Origin of the sequence: Hyphomicrobium sp. (assembly GCF_051860585.1) — a bacterium.
In the GTDB taxonomy this organism is placed as follows: domain Bacteria; phylum Pseudomonadota; class Alphaproteobacteria; order Rhizobiales; family Hyphomicrobiaceae; genus Hyphomicrobium_C.
Window position 1 is genome coordinate 583,572 of record NZ_JBHYDS010000001.1, and the last position, 22,733, is coordinate 606,304.

26 protein-coding genes are annotated in these 22,733 nt (G+C 64.8%); 10 read left to right on the plus strand and 16 right to left on the minus strand.

Going from position 1 to position 22,733, the window contains the following annotated elements:
• Positions 1-25: 25 nt before the first annotated feature.
• Complete coding sequence (locus ACTIFK_RS02625; protein WP_439541482.1) at positions 26-256, minus strand: hypothetical protein; 231 nt, start codon at positions 254-256, stop codon at positions 26-28.
• Positions 256-786 carry an adenine phosphoribosyltransferase gene (locus tag ACTIFK_RS02630; protein WP_439541483.1) on the minus strand — a complete coding sequence of 177 codons (531 nt, stop codon included), beginning with the start codon at positions 784-786 and terminating at the stop codon, positions 256-258. Before ACTIFK_RS02630 ends, ACTIFK_RS02625 begins: the two co-directional genes overlap by 1 nt.
• A gap of 132 nt (positions 787-918) precedes the next feature.
• On the opposite strand from ACTIFK_RS02630, the gene ACTIFK_RS02635 reads away from it, so the two are divergent.
• The gene (locus ACTIFK_RS02635) at positions 919-1,329 is read left to right on the plus strand and encodes a hypothetical protein (RefSeq protein WP_439541484.1); all 411 of its coding nucleotides are present in this window, start codon (positions 919-921) and stop codon (positions 1,327-1,329) included.
• 111 nt (positions 1,330-1,440) lie between these two features.
• Here ACTIFK_RS02635 and ACTIFK_RS02640 read toward each other — a convergent pair whose 3' ends face one another.
• The 4 genes from ACTIFK_RS02640 to ACTIFK_RS02655 all read right to left on the minus strand — a co-directional run bounded on the left by ACTIFK_RS02640 (position 1,441) and on the right by ACTIFK_RS02655 (position 3,910).
• A complete protein-coding gene (locus tag ACTIFK_RS02640; RefSeq protein WP_439541485.1) occupies positions 1,441-1,638 on the minus strand; it encodes a CsbD family protein in 198 nt (65 codons plus the stop codon).
• Positions 1,639-1,805: 167 nt separating this feature from the next.
• Entirely contained in the window at positions 1,806-1,979 is a 174-nt protein-coding gene (locus ACTIFK_RS02645) for a DUF1328 domain-containing protein (protein WP_439541486.1), read from the minus strand.
• Positions 1,980-2,115: 136 nt separating this feature from the next.
• Complete coding sequence (locus ACTIFK_RS02650) at positions 2,116-2,955, minus strand: quinoprotein dehydrogenase-associated SoxYZ-like carrier (protein ID WP_439541487.1); 840 nt, start codon at positions 2,953-2,955, stop codon at positions 2,116-2,118.
• A 223-nt stretch (positions 2,956-3,178) separates the two neighbouring features.
• Positions 3,179-3,910 (minus strand): thermonuclease family protein, encoded by a 732-nt coding sequence (locus ACTIFK_RS02655; RefSeq protein WP_439541488.1) that lies wholly within the window; start codon positions 3,908-3,910, stop codon positions 3,179-3,181.
• 328 nt (positions 3,911-4,238) lie between these two features.
• Between ACTIFK_RS02655 and ACTIFK_RS02660 the strand changes: the two genes are divergently transcribed.
• Entirely contained in the window at positions 4,239-6,677 is a 2,439-nt protein-coding gene (locus ACTIFK_RS02660; RefSeq protein ID WP_439541489.1) for an AsmA family protein, read from the plus strand.
• A 350-nt stretch (positions 6,678-7,027) separates the two neighbouring features.
• Here ACTIFK_RS02660 and ACTIFK_RS02665 read toward each other — a convergent pair whose 3' ends face one another.
• Positions 7,028-7,183: a hypothetical protein gene (locus tag ACTIFK_RS02665; protein ID WP_439541490.1), complete on the minus strand. Its 156-nt coding sequence runs from the start codon at positions 7,181-7,183 to the stop codon at positions 7,028-7,030.
• On the opposite strand from ACTIFK_RS02665, the gene speD reads away from it, so the two are divergent.
• Positions 7,184-7,558, plus strand: a complete 375-nt coding sequence (gene speD / locus ACTIFK_RS02670) for an adenosylmethionine decarboxylase (protein ID WP_439541491.1) — start codon at positions 7,184-7,186, stop codon at positions 7,556-7,558.
• A gap of 124 nt (positions 7,559-7,682) precedes the next feature.
• Here the strand turns inward: speD and ACTIFK_RS02675 are convergent, their stop codons facing one another.
• Positions 7,683-8,534, minus strand: coding sequence for a YihY/virulence factor BrkB family protein (locus tag ACTIFK_RS02675; RefSeq protein ID WP_439541492.1), 852 nt, complete (start codon positions 8,532-8,534; stop codon positions 7,683-7,685).
• Between the two features lie 346 nt (positions 8,535-8,880).
• Between ACTIFK_RS02675 and ACTIFK_RS02680 the strand changes: the two genes are divergently transcribed.
• Positions 8,881-10,560 (plus strand): acyl-CoA dehydrogenase family protein, encoded by a 1,680-nt coding sequence (locus tag ACTIFK_RS02680; RefSeq protein ID WP_439541493.1) that lies wholly within the window; start codon positions 8,881-8,883, stop codon positions 10,558-10,560.
• A 77-nt stretch (positions 10,561-10,637) separates the two neighbouring features.
• Positions 10,638-11,546 (plus strand): EamA family transporter, encoded by a 909-nt coding sequence (locus ACTIFK_RS02685; protein WP_439541494.1) that lies wholly within the window; start codon positions 10,638-10,640, stop codon positions 11,544-11,546.
• Between the two features lie 43 nt (positions 11,547-11,589).
• Here the strand turns inward: ACTIFK_RS02685 and ACTIFK_RS02690 are convergent, their stop codons facing one another.
• Positions 11,590-12,912 (minus strand): Tad domain-containing protein, encoded by a 1,323-nt coding sequence (locus ACTIFK_RS02690; RefSeq protein WP_439541495.1) that lies wholly within the window; start codon positions 12,910-12,912, stop codon positions 11,590-11,592.
• 234 nt (positions 12,913-13,146) lie between these two features.
• On the opposite strand from ACTIFK_RS02690, the gene ACTIFK_RS02695 reads away from it, so the two are divergent.
• Both ACTIFK_RS02695 and ACTIFK_RS02700 read left to right on the plus strand, forming a co-directional pair.
• Entirely contained in the window at positions 13,147-13,974 is an 828-nt protein-coding gene (locus ACTIFK_RS02695) for an SDR family NAD(P)-dependent oxidoreductase (protein WP_439541496.1), read from the plus strand.
• Between the two features lie 144 nt (positions 13,975-14,118).
• Positions 14,119-14,493, plus strand: a complete 375-nt coding sequence (locus tag ACTIFK_RS02700) for a hypothetical protein (protein WP_439541497.1) — start codon at positions 14,119-14,121, stop codon at positions 14,491-14,493.
• A gap of 6 nt (positions 14,494-14,499) precedes the next feature.
• Here ACTIFK_RS02700 and ACTIFK_RS02705 read toward each other — a convergent pair whose 3' ends face one another.
• Positions 14,500-14,769, minus strand: coding sequence for an EF-hand domain-containing protein (locus ACTIFK_RS02705; protein ID WP_439541498.1), 270 nt, complete (start codon positions 14,767-14,769; stop codon positions 14,500-14,502).
• Between the two features lie 259 nt (positions 14,770-15,028).
• Between ACTIFK_RS02705 and ACTIFK_RS02710 the strand changes: the two genes are divergently transcribed.
• Positions 15,029-15,322, plus strand: a complete 294-nt coding sequence (locus ACTIFK_RS02710) for a hypothetical protein (RefSeq protein WP_439541499.1) — start codon at positions 15,029-15,031, stop codon at positions 15,320-15,322.
• A gap of 68 nt (positions 15,323-15,390) precedes the next feature.
• Here ACTIFK_RS02710 and ychF read toward each other — a convergent pair whose 3' ends face one another.
• The 5 genes from ychF to ACTIFK_RS02735 form a co-directional block, all read right to left on the minus strand.
• Positions 15,391-16,488: a redox-regulated ATPase YchF gene (gene ychF, locus ACTIFK_RS02715; protein WP_439541500.1), complete on the minus strand. Its 1,098-nt coding sequence runs from the start codon at positions 16,486-16,488 to the stop codon at positions 15,391-15,393.
• Positions 16,489-16,662: 174 nt separating this feature from the next.
• Positions 16,663-17,253 carry an HdeA/HdeB family chaperone gene (locus ACTIFK_RS02720; protein WP_439541501.1) on the minus strand — a complete coding sequence of 197 codons (591 nt, stop codon included), beginning with the start codon at positions 17,251-17,253 and terminating at the stop codon, positions 16,663-16,665.
• Between the two features lie 126 nt (positions 17,254-17,379).
• Positions 17,380-18,213: a hypothetical protein gene (locus ACTIFK_RS02725; RefSeq protein WP_439541502.1), complete on the minus strand. Its 834-nt coding sequence runs from the start codon at positions 18,211-18,213 to the stop codon at positions 17,380-17,382.
• Between the two features lie 85 nt (positions 18,214-18,298).
• Entirely contained in the window at positions 18,299-19,036 is a 738-nt protein-coding gene (gene pth, locus ACTIFK_RS02730; protein WP_439541549.1) for an aminoacyl-tRNA hydrolase, read from the minus strand.
• Between the two features lie 129 nt (positions 19,037-19,165).
• Positions 19,166-19,906 (minus strand): 50S ribosomal protein L25/general stress protein Ctc, encoded by a 741-nt coding sequence (locus ACTIFK_RS02735; protein WP_439541503.1) that lies wholly within the window; start codon positions 19,904-19,906, stop codon positions 19,166-19,168.
• Positions 19,907-20,204: 298 nt separating this feature from the next.
• Here ACTIFK_RS02735 and ACTIFK_RS02740 point away from each other — a divergent pair, with 298 nt between their 5' ends.
• Positions 20,205-20,615, plus strand: coding sequence for a Fur family transcriptional regulator (locus ACTIFK_RS02740; protein WP_439541504.1), 411 nt, complete (start codon positions 20,205-20,207; stop codon positions 20,613-20,615).
• Between the two features lie 89 nt (positions 20,616-20,704).
• Here ACTIFK_RS02740 and ccrA read toward each other — a convergent pair whose 3' ends face one another.
• The gene (ccrA, locus tag ACTIFK_RS02745; RefSeq protein WP_439541505.1) at positions 20,705-22,036 is read right to left on the minus strand and encodes a crotonyl-CoA carboxylase/reductase; all 1,332 of its coding nucleotides are present in this window, start codon (positions 22,034-22,036) and stop codon (positions 20,705-20,707) included.
• A gap of 264 nt (positions 22,037-22,300) precedes the next feature.
• Here ccrA and ACTIFK_RS02750 point away from each other — a divergent pair, with 264 nt between their 5' ends.
• Positions 22,301-22,657 (plus strand): hypothetical protein, encoded by a 357-nt coding sequence (locus tag ACTIFK_RS02750; RefSeq protein ID WP_439541506.1) that lies wholly within the window; start codon positions 22,301-22,303, stop codon positions 22,655-22,657.
• The last annotated feature ends 76 nt before the right edge of the window (positions 22,658-22,733 follow it).

The window sequence follows — 22,733 nt, forward strand, 5'->3', positions numbered from 1 at the left end:
CAACCCAATTCGCGGCAGGTCGCCATCACTCGTCTGCCCCCGGGACGGGCGGTCCCAGGGGAACATGGATCGTCTCGTCCAGGCCGCAGCCCGCGCACGCCAGATGATACCACTCGGCATAGGGCCGCGCCGACCGATCCGTGACGATCAGGCCCTCGCGGTCGCAGTGCGGGCAGGCGACGCTTTGCTCCGGGTTCGCCCGCGCCAAGGCGATGCGCTCCAGTGCAGTGCGGATTTCGCCCGCTGCCAGCGCCATCAGTGGCCCTCGAACGCAACCAGGGCGTGACAGTCAATGCCATGGCTTTTCAGAAGCTTGAGGCCGCCGAGCTCGGGCAGATCGATGATGAACGTCGCGCCGACGATCTCGCCTTGGGTCCGGCGCAGGAGCTTGGCCGCGGCCTCCGCCGTGCCGCCGGTCGCGATCAGGTCGTCGACGATCAGCACACGCTGGCCGGGGGCGATGGCGTCCTCGTGGATTTCAATCACATCGACGCCGTATTCGAGCGTGTATTCCTGGCCGATGGTCTTCCAGGGCAGTTTGCCCTTCTTTCGGATCGGGATGAAGCCGCAACCCAGGCGGTCGGCGATGGCGCCACCCAGGATAAAGCCGCGCGCCTCGATGCCGGCGACCGCGTCCACCTTCAGGTCCACGTAGGGCTCGGCCATCCGCGCGATGGCCGCTTTCAGCCCTTCGGCATTCCCCAGCAGCGTCGTGACATCACGGAACATGATGCCCGGCTTCGGGTAGTCCGGAATCGTACGTATCAAATCCTTCAGCGCCGGCACGTGCCACCTCCCCGTCAAAATCGCGGCGCAACTTAACAATAACGTCGCTTGCAAGATAGACGGCACGGACCCGGGGTGGACGGCGCGCAAGACGAGGCTCAGAGGCCTCGCATTTTTAGTTCAGGTGTAGACATGACGGATGCGAACTTTCCCCTTACGGCCGATGGCGATTTCGACGACCTTCCGCGCACGCTGAGGCGCGAACGGGAGTCGCGGGCAAGGCAGGCCCGCGAGGTCAAGGAGCGGGAGCAGCAGGAGCGCGATGGACGCGCGATGGCGTCTTCGATGGGTGACCCGCCCGCCTACCTGTCGCGAGGCCGGGCGCAGAAGCCAATGTACGGCGACGACCCGATCCCGGCAGCCGTGCATCGCTTCGACGTGCCGTTCCTGCGGCTGGCGATGTTTTTCATGAAGGCCGTTCTGGCCGCCATCCCGGCGCTCATTCTTCTCGGCGCCATTCTCTATTTCGCGGGCAAGGGGCTCGAAGCGTATTTCCCGGAGCTGGTCCGCATGAAGATCCTGATCACCTTCCCGCCAAGCTAAACGGCCGGGCTAAACTGCTGAGCCGCGATCTCGCCCGCACTCGGCAGCGAACCAAAAGCAAGCCCGCCGGCGCACTACGCCGGCGGGCTGCTTTAATTTAGTGGCAGGCGACTAGAGCGTGTTCGACCAGTCGTCGAGTTCCTTCTTCACCTGGTCCTTGCCGTAGCCGTAGCGCTCCTGAATCTTGCCTTCGAGCTGCTCGCGCTTGCCGTTGACGACATCCAGGTCATCATCCGTGAGCTTGCCCCACTTCTCTTTGACCTTGCCAGAAAACTGCTTCCAGTTGCCTTCGATACGATCCCAGTTCATGCGGAACTCCTCTTTGCCAAATCAACGGTGGTGGTGGTGGTGGTGACGTCAGACCATGCTTCGCGTTTCGCCCGGGGATGCCGGAGCGTTGTTCGATCATGGGCTGAAGTTTGAGTGGGCGGTGGCGGGCTCGGCTACAGGGCTCGAGCTCGCACCGCGGTACGCAATTACGCTCGGCGAACAAATCCGAGTACGAGCGAGATAACCAAGAACACGATGGCTACCCAGAAAAGAAGGCGTGCGCCCTCCATAGCCGTACCAGCAACGCCGCCGAAGCCAAGAAAGGCCGCGACCAACGCGACGACTAGGAAAACTACGGCCCAGTGCAGCAAATTGCCCATCGAACCAACTCCCAAACGTTTAGTGCTTCTTCGATGGGGGAGTAACGATCTGAACGAAGATTGGTTCCGCGCCGCGCGGTGTTCAACCGCGCGTTTTCAACCCCCTACGATGGGTCGCTTAACCGTATGCGCCGGATCAGCCGCCAGGGCCAATCGGGAAGGCGCGCGTCCACGAGGCGTTGCTCGTATCGCGTGCGGTGACGGTCAATTCGGGGGCGCCGTTCGTCACGTAGTCGAACGAGACGGTGGGGTTCTGCGCAACCGTGATCGAACCCGTCATGTCGAAGACGAGTTCGTCGCCTTGGTGCGCCTCGACGCGATCGACCATCAGCAACGGAATGTAGAGCAGCGAAACGGGATCGAGCACCATCCCCGTATGGTTCGGATGGTTGAGCGCAAGGCGCGCGCGGGCCATCTGGTGCGTGCCGTTGGGCTTGGCGCCGACGCCTGCGAAATCCATCTTGCCCATGTTGGCCGCGATCTCGGCCGGGTCTCCGACCGGAGGCGCAGAGCATGAGGCCTGGCCGCCCGCGAACTTCACCAGCTGCTCCGCCATGTAGAGCGTGCCGTCATCGGCTTCCACCACGACGCGCACATCGGACTGCTGGTCGAGGCGGAAGTTGATGCCAAGATGCGCGCGGCTGCGCTTGCCGCCCAACTGGAACGTCGCGGCCACGGGAGACGGGTTCATGTCGACGACGAAGTAGACGGTCTTGATGGTGCGGCCGTTGGCGAGCGTCACGTCGGCTTCGAAGGGGACGCTGCGCACGTCGTCGGGGCGATAGGGAGCGCTGATCGCGATGACGCCGGTTCCGCTCTTGAGAGGGCGTCCACCGAAGGCCTCGGCATGGATGCCCGACCAGGTGTCGCTTGCCTGCGCTGCGCCCGTCATCAGCGCTGCATCCGTCATCAGCACCGTGGCCGCAAAAGTGGCCAGTGCGATGGGATACTTCAAAAAGCGCGACCAGCGGACCATGGGGACTTTTCCCTTCTCGAGACCCGAATTTTCCGGAACAATTCGGCCACTACGACGCTCCTGGCGGCACGGTTCACCTGCTGGCGAACAGCCAGCGCGACTCCGTGTGCGTACGGACGGGACTTTCCCCCTCGGCTCGCGGGAAGTCAATCGGGACGCGGGCGCGGAGCCGGCCTTGGGGGGCCGGCGCCGTCAATGACCCTGCGCGTCAATGCCCCGCGCATCAATGGCCGGCGACCGGCCGGAAGCCAGCCTCGGCGGCTTCCTTCTCGGAGCAGAACCAACGCTCGCCTTTCGCGGGCTCGACCTTCACCTTGCCGTACCAGGCGCTCCAGGGCGTGTGATAGATGCGGCCGTTGGCGGTGATATTGCCCTTGATCGCGCAGCCCTCCGGCGCAGTCGTCTCCGCCACCTGCCAGCGCTGTTCGCGATAGAGCCAGGCCGGCTGGGCATCGCCCTGCCAGATGCCGACCTTGGCGCTGCGGGCTTCGGCCTCGATCGCCTCGTAGCGGCGCGAGTATTTCACGAAGGCCCAGGCATGGCCCGACTTCACCATTTCGGCGTTGATGTCATGACCGTCGATCGCGCACCAGCCGATCGTGCGGCCGTACTTATCGCGGCCAGCGGATTGGCAATCGACACGTCGCGTGCCGACGATCTTTTGCAAGGCGGCCGTCGCGGCCGAGCCGCAGTTCCAGGTGCCGAGCCATTTGCGCCCGCAGGTCTGGCCCGCTTCCGGGGCGTCGATGCCTTCGAGGCGGACGCGTTCGCCGGCAATTTCCAGCGTGTCGCCGTCGACGACCGTCGCGCGGCCGCTGACAACTGGAGCCTCACCCCTGACGTCGCCGGGGGCGGGACGGGCCGCCACCGTGGAGGGAGCCTGAAGATAACCCGCCAGGGCCAGCGCCAAAGCCACCGACCCAACGGGACGTACAAGATCGCGCAATACACTCATAGGTTGCAATCTAGCCGAGTCGAATGACGAAACGAAGGTCTGCTGATGACGCAATCGTGGGGAAAATCTGTTGGAGGAATGGCGTTAAGTTGCGTATAGAATTGAGTTTATGCTTGATTTCAGGTTGCCATTCGCGACTACTCGCTTGAGTTGTATGTGTTCGTGTGCTCCGCGGCGGCAGCCCGGGGTTGGCCGTGGATAAATGGCCTCACCGCGGAGACGAAGCGGGCCGCGCGCTGACACAATTGCTTCGTATGTGCTGGAAGGTTGAGCCGGCGGGCCAGATTCGGGGGATGCGCCCCTGTGGCCTGCCCAAGGTCGGGAGCCGATGACGAACAAACCGCCGCCGCAGGGAAGGCCGCCCCGGCCGGATCCCTATCGTCCCTCCGACGAGCGGGGACGACCGCCCCAGCCCCGAGCCGCCGATCCGTACTTCGATCAGACCCATCCGCCGCGTGACGGGGGACGACCGGTTTATCAGCAGGATCCGTACGCCCCGGCTCCCGTGCATCCCAGTCGCGCCGGAAGCTTTCCGGCTCAATACGGCCGTCAGCCGCCGCAGCGCGGGTCCTCGGGCTTCGGGTCGGTGATCTTCTACAGCGTGCTCGGCCTGATCGCGATGGCGGCCGGTGGAGCCGCGTTCGCGGTCATGGCGCTGCCGGCCAATTTCGTCCGCGACCGGGTGGTGCTCGCCGTCAAGGAGAAGACCGGACGCGATCTCGTCATCGCGGGCCCGGCGTCGTTCTCGCTCTATCCGACGCTCGGCATTTCGCTCGCCGACGTGTCGCTTTCGGCTGGACCGGGCTTCGCGGGATCGGCGCCGCTCGTCACGATGAAGGCGCTCGACGTGAGCGTCGCGTTCTGGCCGCTGTTGCAGCGGGACGTGCGCGTCAGCTCGCTCGTGCTGCGCGACCCTGTGTTCACGCTCGAAGTCGATGCCAATGGACACCGATCCTGGGACTTCGCAGAGGCCGACGCGTCCGAGCCGCGCGTGCGGTTTGCGCAGGCGGAAGGCCTTTCGAGGCCCGACGCGCCCATCTCGGATGCTGCCCCGAACGCGCTGCCGCGCAAGCCTTCGATGCTGCGCGTCTCCGACGTCAAGCTCGAGGACGTGCGGATCGACAACGGCACGCTCAACTGGCGCGACCAGCGCACCGGCAGCACGTCCGAATTCTCAGCCATCAACCTCAAGCTGGCGCTCGCGGCCATGTCGGAGCCGCTGACGGCCGCCGGCCATCTCGACTGGAAGGGCAAGACGGTGCGCTTCGACGGCGCGCTGACGTCGCCCGCCGACGTGGCCGACAACCGCCCCGCCAAACTCAAGTTGGTTTTGGGCGCGGACGCGCTCGATGCGACCTTTGACGGCTCGGCCAAGCTCAAGGGCGATCTCAGCGCCGAAGGCATTCTGTCGGCGAAGTCGGCGTCGACGCGGGCGCTGGCGGCGTGGTTCGGCTCCGACCTGCCGCCGTCGCAGGGGTTCGGTCCGCTCAAGGCGAAGGGACTCTTCCGCGGCGCGCCGGACCAGCTTTCGTTCTCGACCGCCGAAATCGAACTCGACCGGACGACGGCGCGCGGCGACATCAAGCTCGATACGCGCGGCGCGCGGCCGATGGTGACGGCCGCCCTCAAGCTCACCGAACTCGATCTCAATCTCTATTCGTCCGAGGGCGCGCGCGACGTTCCTCCGCCTCGCTCCCCGGCCGCAGGCGCGGCGCCAGTGCCGCCGCCAGCCAAGACAAAAGCGACCTCGATCGACGACCTCTTGCAGGAGAGCGAAGCGCCGGCCGCCGTGCCGGGGCCGCGCGTCAAGGGCTTCACCAAGCGGGACGGCTGGGGTGACGAGCCGCTGCGGCTTGCCGCGCTCGGCAGCTTGGACGCCAACGCCCGCCTTTCGATCGGCAAGCTCACGGTCAGCACAGTCCGCCTCGACCAATCGGATGTCACGGTGGCGCTCAAGGACCGGATCATGACGACGACGCTCAACGATGTGCGTCTCTACCAGGGCACCGGGCGCGGCACGATCACGCTCGACGGGACACGCGGCACGACGGCCCACATGAGCGCCAACGTGCAGCTCGACGGCATCGAAGCGCTGCCGTTGCTCAAAGACACGGCGGAGTTCGACCGGCTGACCGGCAAGGGGCGGCTGTCATTCGCCGTCGCCGGACAGGGCGCGACCGAGCGGCAGATCATCGGCACGCTCAATGGGAAGGTGGATGTCGCCTTCAACGACGGCGCGATCGTCGGCATCAACGTTGCGGAGATGCTGCGCGGGGTCGGCAAGGGCAAATTCGGCGGTCTCTCCGGCTCGCCCACGGACAAGACCGACTTCAGCGAGATGACGTCGACCTGGACGCTCACGTCGGGCGTCGCGGAGAACAAGGATCTCAAGCTGGTGAGCCCGCTGCTGCGCGTCGGCGGCGCGGGGCGCATTGCGCTGCCGCCGCGCGAAGTCGACTACATGCTGCGGCCGAAGCTGGTGGCCAGCCTGCAGGGACAGGGCGGCGGAGCGGACGCGCTCTCGGGTCTCGAAATCCCGGTGCGGGTGCACGGCCCCTGGGACAATCCCGCATTCACGCCCGATCTCTCCGCCGTGCTCAAGGATCCCGATAAGGCGATGGAGACGATCAAGGAGATCGGCGGCAATCTCAAAGGCAAGAACGCGAACGAGATCGTCGACAGCCTGATCGGCGGGACAAAGGAAGAGCGCAAGGCCAAGAAGGCGCAGGGCAAGAAACTGCTCGAACAGTTTTTGAACCCGCAGTGACGGGCGACGAAGCGCGGCGTTCGTGACGGCGGCGAAGCGCGACGTTTCGCTTTTTCCAGCGTGCGCAGCGCGTTCGGATCCCGATCTTAGAAAGCGCGCGAAGTCACCACCCGAAAGGTGCGACGACCGCACGCGGACTTTTGATCCGCCGCATGCAAATTTCTACTTGCGATGGGGGGTCACTTGCATCATATCACCTGTCTCCGTTCGTCCACCTGCCCTTAAGGTCAAGGACTTCCATCCCCACACCCCCAGGTAAGGAGCGTTCGGGTTAAATCTGTCTGCTGGTTGGGGAGGGTCATATGGCCTTTAATGACACCCTCTTCCAATTGGGGATGGACTTGACTCGTTCAAGCCCCGCCCAAAAGGAAGATCTTTCCGCGTCTGCGCAGGGTGCGCACGCGGCACTTGAGGACGCTGCCAACGACCGCGAAAGCGGCCGTCATTCTGGCCGCCATCTCCTTGTCGATCTCTACGGTGCCCATAATCTTGACGATATCGGGCATGTGGAACGGACTCTCAGAAAATGCGTGGACGCAGCCGGCGCAACGCTGCTGCATCTCCATGTCCACGCGCTTGAGCGCACGGGCGGCGTCACTGGCGTCGCCGTGCTCGCGGAGAGCCATATCTCGATCCACAGCTGGCCGGAACAGGGCTACGCCGCGCTTGACGTGTTCATGAGCGGCGAAGCGGATCCGCAGCGCGCCGTCTCCGTGCTCACGGAGGCGTTCGGAGCTGCCCGGGCGATCGTCAAGACGCACACCCGTGGTGACGCTCCGAGCAAGGCGGCAACCGGCAAAGCCGGCGTGAAGGCAGGCAAGGCGCCGAAGGGCGCTTCCGCCGTTAAGCCCCGCGCTGCCCGGAAGGCGAAGGCCGCCTAACGGCGGCAACGACCAAGCACGACAACCCGTCAGACAGAGATGCGGGTCCGGTTCGCCGGACTCGCGTTTTCGCGTGTCCGGAGTTCCACGGCCGGCGTCGCGCGCCCCCGCCTTGCGGGCAGCGTCAGTGATGGCCGTTGGTCAGCTTCTTGATTTCCATGATGCCGCGGTTCAGCTCGGCACCAAGCAGGATGATGACCGCCGTCACCTGAAAAAAGATCATCGCAATCATGAGCTGAGATAGGCCGGCATAGAACCGCGCATAGTTGCTGATCGAAAGATAGTAAGAATAGAAGCCCGCGATCGCGAGCCAGAGCACGACGGAGAACGCGACGCCGGGCCACACGTCTGCCAGGCGACGCTCTCCCGCCGCGAGCCAGAGATGGAAGGCGAGGAGCTGCGTGCCGATGACGGCCGCGCCAAGCGTGTAGCGCACCGCCGGGGCGAGCCAAGTCGAATCCAGGAATGACCTGATCAGCGAGGGCTCCACCCACGAGGGCTCGAACTGCGCGGCGAGCGCGGGGCCGACGACCACCGCCCAGGTCAGCACCAGCATCGAGGCGCCGCTGATCAGCACCAATAGCATGCTGAGCCCCAGGCAGACCGGATAGGGTCGCGTCTCGGCGACGCGGTAAGCGCCGTTGAGGGCAGCGCGTAGCGTCTCGACCGCGCTGGTGGCGAAGAAGAGCGCCAGGAAGCCACCGAAGGTCAGAAGATCGATGCGGGTCTGGCCCATGATGGCGTCGATCTGCGGCGCCAGCGCCTTAGCGACATCCGGAGGCAGATTCTGGAAGAGCTGCGAAACAGCCTCCGCCGCCAACTCCCGGCCGCCGAAAAGACCCGCAAGTCCGCCGAGAAAGATGCAGAACGGGAACAGCGAGACCACAAAGGAGAACGCCACCGCGCCCGCCATGGCGAAGCCCGAGTGCTCGTAGAGGCGGTAGAGAGCGGCAAGGAGAGTTTTGTAACGCTTCATTGGTGGGCAATCTGACCGTGGAATGGGCTGGATGAGCGACGAACCTAGTCCATACCGCGCACTGCGGTCCATGTCCTCAAGGCCACGCACTTTCATCAAATGCGCGTCTTATCTAACGTCCTGGCGCCATTAACGATCCAAGCGTCCGCGTGCGGCGTGCCAGCGCGCGCAGGGGCGCGTGAGGGCGGCCCCGTGCGATGCTGTCGCGCCAGCACGAGATGTCTTGACGGCCGGGCTCGGAAATTTGCACATGACAGCCGGAATTGACGCCCCCTGAACATGCCGGTCCGATAAGGGTCCCGGGACTACCGCACCCACGAGAACAATCATCTGAGGAGACTAATCCATGGCGGCTGTTGAGCTGAAGTCGGAGAGCGACCTTCTGGCGGCAGGGCCCGAACGCCTCATCGCACGCACGGCGGAGGTGGTGGAAGCCGCAGATCGCATCCTCGGCCTCGCCAAGACGGGCGTCCGCGCGCGGATCAAAGCGGTCGGCGGCGTCGACGAAGCGCAGCACACGGCGCACGGCCTCGCCTGGCTCGCGACCACCGTCGAAGCGTTGCGCCAGATGAACCTCTGGGCCGCCCGCCTCAAGGACGAGGGCGCCTTCGGAGAACCGGAACAGCTCATCCTGCTCGTCGCTTTCGCCGAGTACGGCGCGCAGATCGCCGGCGGCATTCCCATGAGCCAGCTCGAAATCATCCGCCCGGATGCGCTCGGCGTGCCGCGCGCGGAGGTCCGCAAGTACGAAGACGCCGTGGCCGACGTGGTCGCGGCCGGCAGCACGGAGAGCGTCAAGGCCAAGCTCGCCGAATTCATCAAGCATCAGCAGGGCGCGACGACGTTCGGCAATTCGGGCCTCGACGAGACGATGGCCGCCATTCACGAGCAGATGCGCAGCTTCTCAGAAGCCGAAGTCGTGCCGCATGCCCACGAGTGGCATCTGGCGAACGCCTACATCCCGCTCGAGATCGTCGAGAAGGTCGCCGAGCTTGGCGTGTTCGGGCTGACGCTGCCGGAGGAGTACGGCGGCCTCGGCCTCGGCAAGCTCGCCATGTGCGTCGTGTCGGAGGAGCTTTCGCGCGGCTACATCGGCGTCGGCTCGCTCGGCACGCGCGCGGAGATCGCGGGCGAGCTGATCCTGCACAACGGCACCAACGAACAGAAGGAACGGTATCTGCCGAAGATCGCCACCGGCGAGATTTTGCCGACGGCGGTGTTCACGGAGCCGAACACGGGCTCGGATCTCGCCTCGCTCAAGACGCGCGCGGTCAAGAGCGGCGAGACCTACAAGATCACCGGCCAGAAGACGTGGATCACGCATCCGGTCCGCGCCGACATCATGACCGTGCTGGCGCGCACGAACCCGGACGAGAAGGGCTACAAGGGCCTCTCGATGTTCATCGCCGAGAAGCCGCGCGGCTCGGACGAGCAGCCGTTCCCTGCCGACGGCATGACCGGCGGCGAAATCCACGTGCTCGGCTATCGCGGCATGAAGGAATACGACATCTCCTTCGACGGCTTCGAGGTGCCGGCCGCAAACCTGCTCGGCGGCGCCGAGGGTCAGGGCTTCAAGCAGCTCATGAACACGTTCGAGGGCGCGCGCATCCAGACGGCCGCGCGCGCTGTGGGCGTGGCCCAGTGCGCCATGGACCTCGCGCTCAAGTACGCGCTCGACCGTGTGCAGTTCGGCAAGCCGATCTACTCGTTCCCGCGCGTCGCCAACAAGGTGGTGATGATGGCGGTCGAGACGATGATCGCGCGCCAGCTTTCCTATTTCGCCGCGCGCGAGAAGGACGAAGGGCATCGCTGCGATCTCGAAGCGGGCATGGCCAAGCTGCTCGGCGCACGCGTCGCCTGGGCGAACGCGGACAACGCGCTGCAGATCCACGGCGGCAACGGCTTCGCGCTCGAATACCCGGTGAGCCGCGTGCTGTGCGACGCCCGCATCCTCAACATCTTCGAGGGCGCGGCCGAAATCCAGGCGCAGGTGATCGCGCGCCGGCTGCTGGAAGAGAAGGGCTGATCGAGATCCCTTTCGCACGGACAAGAGGGGGGCAGGCCGCTGGGTCTGGCCCCTTTTTTCTTTGAAGGTCTACAGGCATGTTTACCGCGCCCGCGTGGCTTTGGATCATGTTCACAGTCGCCGGATCGGCGGCGCAGACCGCGCGTACGGCCATGCAGCGCGAGCTGATCGACGTACTCGGCACCATCGGCGCGACGCACGTGCGCTTTCTGTTCGGCCTGCCGTTCGGGCTAATGTTTCTCGGCCTCGTCGCCCTCCTGTTCCCCGACCCTTTGCCGCCCGTCTCCGCCACCGCTCTCGCCTGGATCGCTGGGGGTGCGGTGTCGCAGATCGCCGCGACGGCGCTGATGCTGGCCGCCATGCGCGAGCGCTCGTTCGTCGTGGCGACGGCGCTGGTCAAAATCGAGCCGGTCTGGATCGCGCTGGCGGGGGCCCTGTTCCTCGCCGATCCGCTGACGCCTGCGGTGCTCGCCGCGATCGTGATCGCGACGCTGGGCGTGCTGCTGACCTCCTGGCCCCGGCCAAGCCACGGCGGACGGGCGCCTTCGGCCGGTTCGGCGGTGCTGGGACTTGCGGCGGGCGCACTGTTCGGATTTGCGGCGCTCGGCTATCGCGGCGGTATCGGAGCGCTCGGCGGCTCCTCGTTCGTCGCGGCGGCTACCTTGGCGCTCGCCATCGCGCTCACGCTACAAACGGCACTCCTGACAGGCTATCTCGCCGTTCGCGACCCGGGCACGCTGCGGGCCATCGCGCGCGCGTGGCGGCCGTCGCTGTTCGCCGGCTTTATGGGCGCGCTCGCGTCGCAGTTCTGGTTTCTCGCGTTCGCACTGCAGAGCGCGGCGCTGGTGCGGACGGTGGCGCTGATCGAGATCCTGTTCGCGCTGTTCGTCTCGCGCGGTCTTTTCCACCAGCGGCTTGGCGTGCGCGAAGGCTTGGGCCTACTGCTGCTGGTGGCCGGCGTCGCCGCGGTGCTCAACTCCGCTTGACGGCGAAGCCGTCTCCGCTTGACGGCGACGCCGTGGCCGTCAGCTACATGATCAGGCGCGGCGTGTTGGTGGACCGCAGAATGTTGACGAAGCCCGCAGAGATCGCATCGGCGCTGTTCGCCTCGACATAGAGATTGCCCCCGCACTCTTTGAGGACGCGCGGAATGTCGTCGGCACGCGTGGCCGGGCCGCCGATCTGGCTCGGCTGGCCGAGGGTCGCCATGTAGCCCCAGTCGTCGAGCATCGGAATGTAGGGCGTGTGCAAAATGCCGACACGTACGTTCTTGGCCTTCAGCGTTTGGCAGAAGGCCATCTTGAACGGAGCAACGTCGTTGCGATAGGCGGTCTGGCTCACCCACATGCGCCCCGGGTCCTGCACGCCATCGGTCGCGATGATCAATATCTTTATGGGCTTGGCCGCGCTGGAGCCGTCGCCGCCGGTGCCGATGGCGGTCACGACGGCGTTGATGCCTTCCGCGAACTTGGTGGCGCCTTGCGTCTCGCCAGAGGTGGCCGGCGCGGTTGGAATATTCCAGCGCAGCTGCGACCGGTTGTTGGTCATGGCCTGCTTGACGGCGAAGTTCGTGTCGAAGGAGCGGATCGACGCGCGGATGTTCGTCGAACCCGGATCGAGTGCGTCGAACTCGTCAACGAGGCGCACGATGCCGGCGTTGACCGCGTCGTAGCGCAGAGTAATCCCTTTCGCCTTGGCGTAGAGGTAAGCATCGCCGTAGCCCTGCACGGCGACGTTGTCGTGGCAGGCGAAGGCGCATCCGAGCTTGGTCTTCAGCAATGCCTGGCCCGCTGCGTCCGCGCCGATGGCCATCGAACCCGACGTGTCGATGAGCAGCGTGATCTCCATATAGGGGACGAGGCCGGCGGCCGCGATCGCGGTCCCGGCAAGCTTGATCGTATCGACGCCCAGCAGCGTCAGCAGGTGCGGACGGTACGTGGCGGTGTAACTGACAGTCGACGTGATCTTGCCGTCGATCAGTTGCACGTCGACATCGGCATGTGCGTGCACGGCCGTGATCGTGGACAGCTCGGTCGCGAACATGCCGGACGCCGTGCTCGTCGCCGACAGAAGTATCTGCTGCGTCTTGCCGGAATTGTTGACGCCTTGGGCGAGGAATTCTGTGCGCGCGCGGGCGGCGCCGGCCAGGGACGCGGAATCCGAAATCGCGTCGAGCTTCGATTTGGCGCTGTAGGCGGACGCCACGTCGACAGCTATCCCCGCGAAACAAACGATCACGAGCATGAGCAGTGCGAAGGGGATGATGACGCCCCCATCGTTGCTGCGCGCCCACGCGGCGAGAGCGTTCCCGCGAGCGCCCTTCGCGGCGTCCGCGTGTTTCCGGCTGATCATGATCGGGGACGCTCGCTGCTTCGGTAAGATAGTCCACCGTACGACCGACCTCTAACTGATGAGTTAACTGACATTCACAACAAGACGCATTTCATATCCGCATGTTGGCGCTGCGCTGCCGGCCGCGCTATTCCGTTATCGGACTATTCTTTGTCGCGCAGCCGCCCGTTCCATCGCTCGCGTTGCTGCTGAAAACAGGTTTCCAGGCATCCTGAACCGCTCTAAACACCCGGGATGATCCAAAAATCCATACTGATCACGGGCGCATCGTCAGGCATCGGGTTGGCGTCCGCGCGCCTGATGCGGGCGAAGGGGTGGCGCGTGCTTGCAACCGCGCGGACCGAGGCGGACCTCGACATGCTGCGGCGGGACGCGGGCGTCGAGGCGCTTCACCTCGAACTCGCCGATCCGCGTAGCGTGGCCTGGTGCGCCGAGGAAGCCCTGCGGCTGACCGACGGGACACTCACGGCCCTGTTCAACAACGCCGCCTACGGACAAGTCGGCGCGGTCGAGGATCTCGATCCCGCGATCCTGCGCCAGCAGTTCGAGGTCAATTTTTTTGCGACGCATGATCTGACGCGGCGGCTGATCCCGGCGATGCGCGCCAACGGGCACGGCCGGATTGTGCAATGCTCATCGGTGCTCGGGATCGTCTCGGTGCCTTACCGCGGCGCCTACTGCGCATCAAAATTCGCGCTCGAGGCGTTGAGCGATGCGATGCGGCACGAGTTCAAGGGGACCGGCATCCATATCTCGATCATCGAGCCGGGACCGATCCGCAGCCGCTTCGTGGAGCGCGCGCTCGCCAACTTCCGCGCCACGATCGACATCGAGCACTCGGCCCACCGCGCCACCTATCTGGCGCGGCTCGCCGCCATGGAGCAGGGCGGTAAATCAACGTTCAAGCTCGAGCCCGAGGCGGTGGCGTGGAAGCTCGTCCATGCGGTCGAGAGTGCCAAGCCCAAGCGCCGCTACATGGTGACGGTGCCGACTTATCTCGCGGCGGCGGCAAAGCGCCTGCTGCCGGCGTCGTTCGCCGACTGGCTCGCGCAGCGCATTTAAACGGAGTGCACGCCCCTTCGCGCGTGAGGCGCGACCTTCGGTTCACCATTCGTCAACAAACAATCGATATAGTATGTCCACGGACGTAATGCGTGCATCTCGCACATTTGCCGCTGCACGCGGATATCGGCGTGGGTATTGATCATGTCGCTACTGGACACTCTCACACGCACGTTTTTCCCCGGGAAAGAAACCGGCGGCGGCCGGCAAACCGGCAAGCGCGGCGAGGATCTTCGCATGGTCGTTCGCGTCCCTCAGCGGATGCGGACCGGCTTCGTGTGGAATGAAAAGCTGATTACCGCCCGCCCTTGCATGTTCAAGGACATGTCGGTCAGGGGCGCGCGTGTCGAAATTTTCGGCGATCCCATCAAGCGCAGCCTTCTCGCTGAAGGCGTGCTGGTCTATTTCGACACCGAGAAGCACGAGGTTTTGTGCTCCGTCGCGTGGTCGAAAGGACAGACGCTCGGCCTGCGCTTCGAAGGCCGCCCGCATCCGCCGTCACGAAAGTACGGCCGCTAGGACGCTCTAGGGTGCCCCGCGGAACTTGTGCACCAGACCCGCTTTGCACCCCGCCTTGAACTCGGCGTTGGTGATCTTGCCGTCGCCGTTCGTGTCGACTTTCGCGAAGTCGTCGATGTATGGCTTGGCGCCCTGAGCCGAGAGATCGCTGCGACCCGCCGCCGTATTCCAGACGGCCCGGCAGTCGTCCTCGCTCAACGCCTCCGCGGCCGCGACGGCGGTCCACGCGATCCCGGCGGCGGCGATCAGCGAAGCGATCCCGTACGCTTTTCTCATCGCATCCTCCCTTTCGATCCGCCCACCCGGGTCCGGACGTGGAAGATGATAATGTTTCTTCGCTGGGGCGCGAAGCCCCGAACGGGATCGCGCGCTGCGAATGATGTCCGTGGGGATACATTTCCGTATGGATCACCCGTGGCCCTTGTGGGCTCGTTCTCCAGCCAACACGTGGAGCACAGCAGCGTAGCCGTGCCGAGGCCTTTGATGGACCTTCTGCAGCCGGTTTGACGCAACAGCCCAAGAAGGAGCACGAGCAATGACCCGACGCTCAACACATATCGCCACTGCCCTCACCGCAGCCTTCATCATGGCAGGCGCGGCGGTCCCAGCCGCCCACGCCACGTATCTCGGCTACGGGAACGGCGATCCCGGCAACTGGGATCTTTGGACCGAACAGGCCGGCGGCCCGGCGCAATTCAAGGCCGAAGAGGCGCGCGAGAGGCAGTGGGAGCAGCGCCACTCCATGCATGTGCAGGAGGGCCGCACGGAGCACGGCCACACGCACATGCACAAACATCAGACGCCCAGTGGAAGCAAGTCCTCCTACTGACGCCTAAACGCGGCGGGTGTCGTCGTCTGCCCGATCCGAATTCGTGCTGGCCATAGGCAGAGGCGCGTCTAGTTGGCGAAGCGGAAGTGCAAGACGTCGCCGTCCTTGACGACGTACTCCTTGCCTTCGAGACGCATCTTTCCGGCTTCCTTGGCGCCGACTTCGCCGCCTGTGGCGACGTAGTCCTCATACGCAATCGTCTCGGCGCGAATGAAGCCCTTTTCGAAGTCGGTGTGGATGACGCCCGCGGCCTGGGGCGCCTTGGTGCCGCGCGTGATGGTCCAGGCGCGCGCTTCCTTCGGGCCAACCGTGAAATACGTCACGAGGTCGAGGAGCTGATAGCCGGCGCGGATGAGGCGGTTGAGGCCCGGTTCGGCGAGGCCCATCTCGGCGAGAAACTCGCCGCGATCGTCGGCCGGCAGACCTGCGAATTCGGCCTCGATCTTGGCCGAGATGATCACGGAGACCGCGCCTTCCGCCTTCGCTCTTTCCGCGACGCGGGCGGAATGCGCATTGCCGTTCGCCGCCGAGGCTTCCTCGACGTTGCAGACATAGACAACCGGTTTCGACGTGAGGAGCTGAAGCTCGACGAATGCCTGGCGTTCCTCGGGCGTGATGTCGGCCACTCGGGCGGGCTTGCCTTCGCGCAACGGCGCGAGCGCCTTCGTCATGACGGCGAACAACGCCTTGCTGTCCTTGTCGCCGCTCTTGGCTTTCTTCTCGACGGGGGCGATGCGCTTCTCGAGGCTTTCCATGTCGGCGAGCATCAGCTCGGTTTCGACGACCTCGGCATCGGCCAGCGGATCGATGCGGTTTTCGACATGGGTGACATCGTCGTCCTCGAAGCAACGCAGCACGTAGGCCACGGCATCGACTTCGCGGATGTGGGACAGGAATTTATTGCCGAGGCCTTCGCCCTTGGACGCGCCGCGAACGAGGCCCGCGATGTCGACGAAGGTCAACCGGGTCGGAATGATCTGGGCGGACTTGGCGATGGCGGCGAGCTTGTCGATGCGCTCGTCGGGGACGCCGACCTCGCCGACATTCGGCTCGATCGTGCAGAACGGGTAGTTCGCCGCTTCAGCCTGAGCGGTCTGAGTGAGCGCATTGAAGAGCGTGGATTTGCCGACGTTCGGCAGACCCACGATACCGCATTTGAATCCCATGGGACCTTGCCTTCGAGGTGAGGTTCGATTGGTCCGAGGCCCTACACCGGCACCGGCCGGGGATCAACGCAAAACGCCCGCCGTGGCGGAGGTGTCGCGGAATCGCCCGCTACCAGGCTTTCAGGGCCGGGCGCGGGCGATTTGCTTACGGGGTTGAGGGCAGCCGCGCTGCCCCTACTCGCTGTCGTCGTCCTTGCCTATGATTTCCTCGGAGGCCGTCAGCAAACCGATGGTCGGGTTGTTGCCGCAGTATTCGCCGATCTTTTCCATGTCGGCGACGAATTCGTCGGTGTCGAAGATCTTGTTCTCGGCGTCGGAGGCATGGTAGCCCGCGATCCACATCAGGATGAAACCGAGACCTTCCTCGTCGCTCTTCGGAGTGCTGATTGCGCCCTTGCACGTCATGGTGGCGAGATCGATCGCCTCGGCGCCATGCTCGGTCCCGTTCGCGCCGAGGTGCCGGTTCGAGACGGTGAGCAGTCCAAGCTTGGGCTGCGCCTTGCATGCCGCAAGGATCTTGTCGAAATCCTTGCCGAGCGCGTCGAAATCCACGACAGAGCCCTGCTCTTCCGTGTTGGTGTATCCGGCGATCCAATACAGGATGCCGCCCATTCCCGACTTGTCGTTTTCCGTACCCGAGCTGATGCTCTCGATCAGCTGAGAGCAACTCACCGCCGACACATCGACCTTATCGGCCGACGCGGGTGTGCCGAGGCTCGTGATCATGGCCAGACCAACGGCCATCGTGGCCAACAGACGCTGCATGTTTTTCATCCCCGAAAGTTCAGACGACAATTGGCTGCCGCAAACGGATTCAGCCGTGTTTTGCTCCTAATGAGGATGGCTTAACCGAGCCTGACCTGGACCGTCCAGTGGCATCGCGTGGATCGGTCAACGGACCTTTTTGAGCTCGAATGCCGAGTAGCTGGAAGGGCTTGGCAGCTTGTCCTTGTTGGTCATGGCGTCCGCCAGGGCTTCGGCCAGATCCGTCCCGTCTTCCAGGTCTTTGACGGCGATGACCATGAACGGGCGCTGCCACTCGGTTGCGGCCCCTTTGGCGCACGTCGGGCAGGGCTCGCGGTACTGGCCGAGGTTCAGGGCGGAGATCGGCACGGAGTCCTGGACCGCACCCTTGACGATTTCGGCGGTCCGAAGCGCACGGCGGCCGGCCCGCGCCATTTCCTCCGCGGGATTGCCTTCCTGCGAGGCCGTGCCGACGGCTACGATTTCACGCGCGTTGGACAGCCCGTCGCGGACCTCCTGATCGAGCACGTCGCGCGCGAGTTCGTCGCCAGTGATGACCCGGCCGTCCTTTTCCAGGTTGTCGGAGCTGCCGCGCACCCAGAGGAACTGCTTCTTGGCGACTACGACGTCGAAGGTGCCGCGCCGGCCGCTCTTGTCATAACCCTCGATGGCGAAAATCAACGTGGTGCGTGTCTGGCGCTCGGGCTCGGCCGGCGGCAACGGGGCGATCTCCGTCTGCACGAAGGGCGCGGCGTAGGGATCGGCGACGGTGTTGTGCACCACCACCGCCGTCGTGGTCGCGATCACGGTCGAACCTAGCGCAACTGCGGCGCCGGCCTTGGTCTGCAGGAACGTCGCGATCCAATTGTACCAATCCTGCCAATTGCGGATGCGGTCGAACCACTTGTAGGCGCTCCACGCGCGGCGGGCTTTCTTGGTTTTGCGGAACTGCTCTTTGAGCCCGCTGGTGTCGAGAGGCATGCCTTCCCCCGTGCCGTTATTTCCTCAGACGCAGCCTAGCGCGACATCTCAACAGAAAGGAGACGCGAACCCAAGGACATCCGCGTCAGTCGTCCGTCTTGCGGCCCGCGAGCCACTTCTTCAGGTTTTCGGCGATCGCGTTGGCGCTTTTGTTCGCCCGCTCGCCGGCCGGGTGGCTGCGCGGCTTTGCGGCCCGGGGCGGTTCGGGAGCGGAGTCGTCCGGTTTCGCGGTCTTTTCCTTGCGCGGGTCGGACGATTGGCCGAGGTCCTTCGCGACGTCGGTCAGGAAGCGCGATTGATCGTTGCGGGCCAGCCGCGGCGCGGCCTTGCCGATGGCCTCCAAGAGCGGTGCGAGCCAAGCTTCGTCGGCTTTGGCGAAGTCGTTCAAGACCCAGCGCGCCACCAGCTCCTTGACGCCCGGATGGCCGACGCCGATGCGCACGCGCACGTAGTCGTTGCCGAGATGGGCGGAGATCGAGCGCAAGCCGTTGTGGCCGGCGTTGCCGCCGCCCGTTTTCACTTTCAGCTTGCCGGGCGCGAGATCGATCTCGTCGTAGAAGACGACGATGTCCTCTTCCGCGATCTTGAGGAACCGCGCCGCTTCGCCGACGGAACGGCCGCTTTCGTTCATGTACGTGTCGGGCTTCAGCAGCAGCACTTTTTCGCCGGCGATCTCGCCGTCGGCGGCGTGGCCCTGAAACTTTCGCTTCCACGGTCCGAACCGGTGCTCCCGCGCAATCGCCTCCACGGCCATGAAGCCGACGTTGTGGCGATTGCGGGCGTACTGGCTGCCCGGATTTCCAAGGCCAACGAAGAGCTTCATCATGCTCCCACTCGGATCGAGACCGATAGTGCCGCTTCGGGAGCATGGGCCCGCCGAGCGACCTCAAACAAAAAAGGCCGGCTCCCCGTATAGCGGGGCGCCGGCCTTTCGTGCAAATGCGCGTGCGGCTTACTTCTTGCCGGCGGGCTTGGCAGCCGGGGCCGCCTTGCCAGCCGGAGCGGCCGGAGCACCCTTGGCGGGGGCTGCGCCCTTGGCCGGAGCCGCGCCCTTGGCAGCGGCTGCTGCCTTAGTATCGGCTGCAACGGCTTCGGCAGCACCAGCAGCGGCTTCTTCATCGTCCTTGTTCTTGGCGCCCGCGATGGTCGCGATCGTAAAGTCGCGGTTCGCGATCACCGGCTTCACGCCTTCCGGCATGGTCACGGAGGAGATGTGGATCGACTTGCCGATTTCGTAGCCTTCGAGATCGACCTCGAAAGCCGTCGGGATGCGGTCGTAGGGGCAGAAGATCTCGACGTCGTGGCGCACGATGTTGAGAACGCCGCCGCGCTTCAGACCGGGCGACAGAGCATGATTGATGAAGCGGACCGGCACCGAGACGCGGATGATGCCGTCCTTGCCGATGCGCAGGAAGTCGACGTGGAGCGGGTGATCCTTGACGGGATCCAGCTGCACGTCGCGGGGAATGACGCGGATCTTGTTCGAGCCGACTGCGATCTCGAACACAGACGAGGTGAAGTGGCCTTTGATGTACTGCTTCCAAAGATCATTGCCGTTGATGGCAATGGTTTCGGCGGCCTGGTTGTCACCATAGATGACTGCAGGAACGTTCCCTTCGCGGCGAGCTTGACGTGCGGCCCCCTTGCCGGCACGTGGGCGCGCCGTGGCCTTGATCTCTACGATCTCAGACATGGCATTTTCTCCAATGAAAAAAGGGCCTTACTACAGGCCCATGGGCTGCGGCCGGCCTCCAAGGGTGCCGGGCAGGTCTCTCGCAATTGCTTGAGATGGGCGGCTTATACCCGCGGCGGGCGGACTTGGCAATTGGCGAGGCTCGACCGGCCGGCCCGTTCATGTCCGCGGATCCCCGGCTCCGAGGACCGGTTAACGCGGGGGGCCGCCGCCCTGACCCTGCCCACGTGCCTGTGCTATCATTGCCCAATACCGTTCCACGAGACCCCACCAACACGACTTGGACCCTATTGCCGTGATGAACCGCAAGACCACCAAACGCCGGCCGGCGCAGGAGCAGGACCAGCTCATCTACTCGGCGCTGCAGGAATCCGGGCGGCCGGTCTCGGCCTACGAACTGATCGACCAGCTCCGGGACCGCGCGACGCTCGCACCACAGACCGTCTACCGCGCGCTCGACCGGCTGATCGCCTCCGGCTCAGCCCACCGGCTCGAATCCCTCAACGCCTTCGTCGCGTGCTGCCAGAGCGCCCACGAGGGAGCCGCAGTGTTCGCGATCTGCGACGATTGCGGCACGGTTTCCGAATTCGCCGAGCCGAGGGCGGTCGAGGCACTGGCCGGATGGGCCAAGCGGTCGAACTACACCGTGCGCGCCATGACGCTCGAGCTCAGGGGCCGGTGTGCGGCCTGTTCCGCCGGCGTTGCCTGACGCGGCGCCGTTCGCCAAATCAATTCCGACCAAAGAAAAAGCGCGGCCCTTTCGGACCGCGCTTTTCCGTTTCGGTTTGTCGCCGGCGATCAGGCCGCGCCGTGGCGCGACTGGCTCGCCTCGATGACGTCCTCGAACGTGCGCAGGCCCGTCGTCGGCGCCGACACCAGCACCGCCATGTTGCCCGGCTTGTGCTCATTCTTCAGCATGCGCATGTGGGCCTTCGGGATCTGCGTCCACGAGAACACTTCCGACATGCACGGATCGATGCGCCGCTCGACGACCAGCTTGTTGGCCTGGCTCGCCTGCTGCAGGTTGGCAAAGTGCGAGCCCTGCACGCGCTTCTGATGCATCCAGAGATAGCGCGCGTCCATGGTGAGGTTGTAGCCGGACGTGCCGGCGCAGATCACCACCATGCCGCCGCGCTTCACGACCTGCACCGAAACCGGGATGGTCGCTTCGCCGGGATGCTCGAACACGCAGTCGACGTTGACGCCCTTGCCGGTGATGTCCCAGATCGCCTTACCGAACTTGCGCATCTCCTTCAGCCACTCGTTGTACTCGGGCGTGTTGACCTTCGGCAGCTGGCCCCAGCACTTGAAGTTCTTGCGGTTGATGACGCCCTTGGCGCCCAGTTGCATGACAAAATCACGCTTGTCGTCCTCGGAAACGATACCGATCGCATTGGCGCCGGACGTGGCACAGAGCTGGATGGCGAACGAGCCCAAGCCGCCCGAGGCGCCCCAGACGAGCACGTTATGGCCCGGACGCAGCACGTGCGGGCGATGGCCGAACAGCATGCGGTAGGCGGTGGCGAGGGTCAGCGTGTAGCAAGCCGCTTCTTCCCACGTCAGGTGCTTCGGACGTTCGAGCAACTGACGGTCCTGGACACGGCAGAACTGCGCGAACGAGCCGTCCGGCGTCTCGTAGCCCCAGATGCGCTGGCTGGTGGAGAACATCGGATCGCCGCCGTTGCACTCCTCGTCGTCGCCGTCGTCCTGGTTGCAATGGATGACGACCTCGTCGCCGACCTTCCAGCGTTTCACTTTCGAGCCGACCGCCCAGACGATGCCGGACGCGTCAGAACCCGCGATGTGATACGGCTGCTTGTGAACGTCGAACATCGAGATCGGCGTGCCGAGCGAAGCCCAGACGCCGTTGTAGTTGACGCCGGCCGCCATCACGAGGACGAGCACGTCGTGGCTGTCGAGTTCCCACGTCGGCACAACCTCGACCTGCATGGCCTGATCGGGCTCGCCCTGGCGGTCGGCGCGGATGGCCCACGCATACATATTCTTCGGCACGTGGCCGAGCGGCGGAATCTCGCCGATCTCGTAAAGATCCTTCTTGGCCGTAACAACAGCAGGCGCAGCCGGTGTCGCCGTTGTGCTGCCTTTGGTTGCGGCGCTTTGGCTCGACATGTTCTCGTGTCTCCCGCGAAAATGCTTTCCAGGCCTCCAGTGGTGGCCCGGTGGGGGTTCTCCCGTATCTTGTCGGCTCGTTTCAAGCACTTTTTCGCGCCGCAATAAAGGGGCTGCGGCGGAGAACGTCAGATCGATCCTCAATTCCGGGCCTTGGCGGGCCGGCCGGGGCCGACGCGTCACGGCGTCCCGCCTCACGAAGAGTTAATGAAGGCACGCTAAGACTGCTGGTTTCGCTGGTCCCAGCGCTTCGGAGAACCCACCATGACGTTGGAGGATGTCCACAAGGCTTTCGGCGACATCGCCATGGCCGATCCCCTGAGCTACTGGATCGTCGGCGCGCTGACGCTGCTGGCCTTTACGGTCATGCGCGCGATGCTGCCGTCCAAGGCGCTCGCCATTGTCTTTGCTCCGGGGCTCTTCTGGGGCGGCCTGGCCGGCATCTACATCGCCAGCCAGCTCGGTTTCGTCGTCAGTACGGAACGGAGCGCCCAGATCGTCGTCACGTCCACCTTCGGCATGTGCGTCGCGCTGCTGGTCATGATCGGGCTCGCGCGCCTCGTGGATGCCATCGTGCGCATCCGCTCGCCGCTGACCAACACGACCCGCATGAAGGCCTAACCTCCCCGCACCCCGTGACGAATTAGACTTTTGCCTTGCGCCCGGCGGCCGGTACGCTATGGGACAGCGGACATGC

Coding starts and splice junctions, on each gene's coding strand:
- ccrA (WP_439541505.1), bottom strand. CDS start 22,036: ATGTCGAGCCAAAGCGCCGCAACCAAAGGCAGCACAACGGCGACACCG.
- ACTIFK_RS02690 (WP_439541495.1), bottom strand. CDS start 12,912: ATGATCAGCCGGAAACACGCGGACGCCGCGAAGGGCGCTCGCGGGAAC.
- ACTIFK_RS02695 (WP_439541496.1), top strand. CDS start 13,147: ATGATCCAAAAATCCATACTGATCACGGGCGCATCGTCAGGCATCGGG.
- pth (WP_439541549.1), bottom strand. CDS start 19,036: ATGAAGCTCTTCGTTGGCCTTGGAAATCCGGGCAGCCAGTACGCCCGC.
- ACTIFK_RS02705 (WP_439541498.1), bottom strand. CDS start 14,769: ATGAGAAAAGCGTACGGGATCGCTTCGCTGATCGCCGCCGCCGGGATC.
- ACTIFK_RS02645 (WP_439541486.1), bottom strand. CDS start 1,979: ATGGGCAATTTGCTGCACTGGGCCGTAGTTTTCCTAGTCGTCGCGTTG.
- ACTIFK_RS02685 (WP_439541494.1), top strand. CDS start 10,638: ATGTTTACCGCGCCCGCGTGGCTTTGGATCATGTTCACAGTCGCCGGA.
- ACTIFK_RS02720 (WP_439541501.1), bottom strand. CDS start 17,253: ATGCAGCGTCTGTTGGCCACGATGGCCGTTGGTCTGGCCATGATCACG.
- ACTIFK_RS02635 (WP_439541484.1), top strand. CDS start 919: ATGACGGATGCGAACTTTCCCCTTACGGCCGATGGCGATTTCGACGAC.
- ACTIFK_RS02640 (WP_439541485.1), bottom strand. CDS start 1,638: ATGAACTGGGATCGTATCGAAGGCAACTGGAAGCAGTTTTCTGGCAAG.
- ACTIFK_RS02680 (WP_439541493.1), top strand. CDS start 8,881: ATGGCGGCTGTTGAGCTGAAGTCGGAGAGCGACCTTCTGGCGGCAGGG.
- ACTIFK_RS02660 (WP_439541489.1), top strand. CDS start 4,239: ATGACGAACAAACCGCCGCCGCAGGGAAGGCCGCCCCGGCCGGATCCC.
- ACTIFK_RS02735 (WP_439541503.1), bottom strand. CDS start 19,906: ATGTCTGAGATCGTAGAGATCAAGGCCACGGCGCGCCCACGTGCCGGC.
- ACTIFK_RS02675 (WP_439541492.1), bottom strand. CDS start 8,534: ATGAAGCGTTACAAAACTCTCCTTGCCGCTCTCTACCGCCTCTACGAG.
- ACTIFK_RS02665 (WP_439541490.1), bottom strand. CDS start 7,183: ATGCCCGATATCGTCAAGATTATGGGCACCGTAGAGATCGACAAGGAG.
- ACTIFK_RS02725 (WP_439541502.1), bottom strand. CDS start 18,213: ATGCCTCTCGACACCAGCGGGCTCAAAGAGCAGTTCCGCAAAACCAAG.
- ACTIFK_RS02625 (WP_439541482.1), bottom strand. CDS start 256: ATGGCGCTGGCAGCGGGCGAAATCCGCACTGCACTGGAGCGCATCGCC.
- ACTIFK_RS02700 (WP_439541497.1), top strand. CDS start 14,119: ATGTCGCTACTGGACACTCTCACACGCACGTTTTTCCCCGGGAAAGAA.
- ACTIFK_RS02710 (WP_439541499.1), top strand. CDS start 15,029: ATGACCCGACGCTCAACACATATCGCCACTGCCCTCACCGCAGCCTTC.
- ychF (WP_439541500.1), bottom strand. CDS start 16,488: ATGGGATTCAAATGCGGTATCGTGGGTCTGCCGAACGTCGGCAAATCC.
- ACTIFK_RS02650 (WP_439541487.1), bottom strand. CDS start 2,955: ATGGTCCGCTGGTCGCGCTTTTTGAAGTATCCCATCGCACTGGCCACT.
- ACTIFK_RS02655 (WP_439541488.1), bottom strand. CDS start 3,910: ATGAGTGTATTGCGCGATCTTGTACGTCCCGTTGGGTCGGTGGCTTTG.
- ACTIFK_RS02750 (WP_439541506.1), top strand. CDS start 22,301: ATGACGTTGGAGGATGTCCACAAGGCTTTCGGCGACATCGCCATGGCC.
- ACTIFK_RS02740 (WP_439541504.1), top strand. CDS start 20,205: ATGAACCGCAAGACCACCAAACGCCGGCCGGCGCAGGAGCAGGACCAG.